The sequence below is a fragment of the Martinezella calliandrae genome, from assembly GCF_030272695.1.
In the GTDB taxonomy this organism is placed as follows: domain Bacteria; phylum Pseudomonadota; class Alphaproteobacteria; order Rhizobiales; family Rhizobiaceae; genus Rhizobium; species Rhizobium calliandrae.
The window spans coordinates 1-2,739 of record NZ_JARFYN010000130.1 but is presented as its reverse complement, the minus strand read 5'-3'; the positions used below and the strand labels follow the sequence as shown (position 1 = coordinate 2,739).

The window sequence follows — 2,739 nt, the reverse complement described above, 5'->3', positions numbered from 1 at the left end:
TTGGATCGACTTTCATAATGCCCCCTGGCTCATGGCATGTGTTCGAAGAGGGTTGGGTTTTGATCTATGGTCTTGATCCATAGACCTTTTCTCTGTCCACGGATGACATGGACCGATTCCAACTCACCGTGTCTCACTCGCTGCAACAGAGCTTGGCGGGAAAGCCCGAGGGTATCCAATGCATCGCGGATGGGTTCGAAGCCATCGTCGGGGGTGGTGAGGAAGCGGGCCTTGAGCTCGTTTGTCAGTCGGATGCGCCAGGGAGCACCGGGCGTGATCTGTTCGCCTCGAATGAGGCCGTCGTTCAAGTGGCGGTGAAGGGTTGACGGCGCCACGCCAAGGACGCTGGCTGCCTGACGGATGGTCAGAATGTCGCCGTCCGCGGTTTGCGGCCGGGCCTTGCAGGCAGGAATATTCCAATGGCGCCGCAAATTGCCGACGCGGTTGGCATCGAATCGATGTCCGCGTGCTGTCTGCCGGCCCTGGCGGTTGAGAACACCGGCAATAACGGCGTCCGGATAGTGCGGAGCCAGTCGCCGCACCAGCGTCAAAGTGTCCTCGTCGGTCCGGACCGTTGCCGGGCGCGAGCGCGGCAGGGCGACCTCGAGTTGACCAGTCGCACCACCTTTCCAGCGCAGCGTCAGACGTGCGCAAGCATTGTCTCGATCGACATGGAGGGTGACTTCCTCGATCAATGTCCGCAGCAATTCCTTGTGGTCGCGTGCTGTGGTCGATGGTGCATGCCAGACGCTCACCAGATCGACGCCAAGGGTGAGCAGTTTTGCCCGCTCCTGGGACGACAACAGCCGTGGACGCGCCTCCTCTCGGCGTGCCAATTCCGTCTTGGCCGCCTCCAGCGCGCGCAGGGCTTCTTCCCACTCCCGTTCCAGGGAGCGGGCGACCAGGCGATTGTCAGGATCGACAGCGCGATAGCGGCGCTCGGCACGGTTGACGGCGAACTGCGCCCGTTCCACGTCGAGCCGCCACTGCTTGAGGGTTGCTTCCCGATCGCTTTCCAGACGTTCGGCGGCTTCAATCGTGGCGGTTAGGCGCGCTGGTTCAAGTGCCTCCAGGAAAGCTGCAGCCACGGCCTCATCGATCTGCACGCCGCCGATATTGAGACAATAGACGCCCCGTCCGTCAACGATGATCTTGCCAGCGCAATGATAGCCGGGCGCCGCGTTGCGGCCGCGATAGTGGGTGCGTAACCGTCGTCCGCAATGACCACAATGGGCAATACCCTGAAGCAATGCGCCTCCTTCGCGAACCGCACCAGCAGAGTGCCTGCTTGCGTCGGAATGCGGACGCGGCTGTGTATTGGTTGCCATGCGCTGTTGGTTGACCTCGAAAGCCGGCCAGTCGATATAGCCCTGATGATGGTCCTTGATCAGCACCTGCCATTCGTCCCTTGGCAGTTTGCGCACCCGCTTGCGCCGTGCGCCGGTTTCGTCGAGCACTGTCTCATGACGATTCTTGCCATAAACATACGCGCCCGCATAGACCGGATTGGCAAGAACAGCGTGAACGCCATGATAGCTTGCCTCGCTCCAGCGTAAATCCTGATGTTCTCCGAGGCGTAGCGGGAATTTGATATCGTTCGCGCGCAGCCACAACCAGACGCGACGTGCAGAACCCAGTTCGGCGAAGCGGGCAAAGATCGTGCGGATGACATGGGAGACCGCTTCGTCGGGATGGATGAGGATCTCACCATCGTCCTCGCCCCAGATGAAGCCGACAGGCAAGCCGCGGCGCAATTCGCCGCGTGCTGCCTTGTTGCGGATGCCTCCGTCCAGCCGAGCCCGAAGGACGTGCAATTCCGCCTCGCTCATGGCACCCTTCAGACCGAGCAAGAGTCTGTCGTTGAACAAGGCCGGGTGATAAATTCCGTCGGCGTCCCCGATCAAGGTGTCGGTCAGGCCCGCCAACTCGATCAGCCGATGCCAGTCTGCATTATTGCGCGCCAGCCGCGAGACCTCGAGGCCAAGCACGATGCCGACCCGGGCCAGTGCAACCTCGCTCGTCAGCCGAGCGAAGCCCGAGCGCATGACACTGCCGGAGCCGGACAGGCCGAGATCTTCGTCGATGACCACGATGCGCTCGGTAGGCCAGCCCAGTTCACGCGCCCGGCCAGAAAGGGCGTACTGCCGATCGGTCGATTCGCGGTTGTTCTCCACCTGCGAGGCGCTCGACTGACGCAGGTAGACGATAGCCTGCCGGGCCAGATGGCCAGTGGCAATCTTGCTGTGTTCAATCATCGCAGGCCTCCCTGGCTGTCAGCATGCGTGCGATCATCAGGGCAAGTCGGCGCAACGCCTTTGCCCGCGCCTCGGCGTCCAGCTTCTCCCAGGCAGGCGGTTCGGAATGCCGGTTGCTGTCTTCCTCGGCAAATGTCAGCTTCAGTTGCATATGCCTTCTCCTTGAGCGGGCGGCGACTCATCACGCCGCTGAAGAAGAGCGTCGGCCACAAAGCGCAAATGCTGAAGATCTGCGAGCCGACAGATGGCTATGTGGTTTGCCGTGGCGTCGGAGGAGGAAACGCCCGTATCGCCGATATCCGTCCACGCCACGGGAATGTGACTGCGACTGCCATCGGGTAATTCCACAAGCAGCAATGGCATGCCTCGGCTCACCAGTCGCTTGACGACCGGCAGAACACGCCCTTCGAAGGCGTGTCCCGAGCGGGTAACAGCTATCGACGTCGGTAGATCCCGGTGATGGGTAGTCTGGCGACGTTTCCTT

At 61.7% G+C, this 2,739-nt stretch carries 3 protein-coding genes; all 3 read right to left on the bottom strand.

What is annotated here, in order from left to right; all coding sequences use genetic code 11:
• Nucleotides 1-29 precede the first annotated feature (29 nt).
• Nucleotides 30-2,255 carry a recombinase family protein gene (locus PY650_RS36245; protein ID WP_285884903.1) on the bottom strand — a complete coding sequence of 742 codons (2,226 nt, stop codon included), beginning with the start codon at nt 2,253-2,255 and terminating at the stop codon, nt 30-32.
• Complete coding sequence (locus tag PY650_RS36240; RefSeq protein ID WP_285884902.1) at nt 2,248-2,406, bottom strand: hypothetical protein; 159 nt, start codon at nt 2,404-2,406, stop codon at nt 2,248-2,250. The genes PY650_RS36245 and PY650_RS36240 overlap by 8 nt, the downstream gene beginning before the upstream one ends.
• A partial coding sequence (locus PY650_RS36235; protein WP_285884901.1) for a hypothetical protein occupies nt 2,397-2,739 on the bottom strand: 343 nt, incomplete at its 5' end. The genes PY650_RS36240 and PY650_RS36235, both read right to left, overlap by 10 nt.

Coding starts and splice junctions, on each gene's coding strand:
- PY650_RS36245 (WP_285884903.1), bottom strand. CDS start 2,255: ATGATTGAACACAGCAAGATTGCCACTGGCCATCTGGCCCGGCAGGCT.
- PY650_RS36240 (WP_285884902.1), bottom strand. CDS start 2,406: ATGCAACTGAAGCTGACATTTGCCGAGGAAGACAGCAACCGGCATTCC.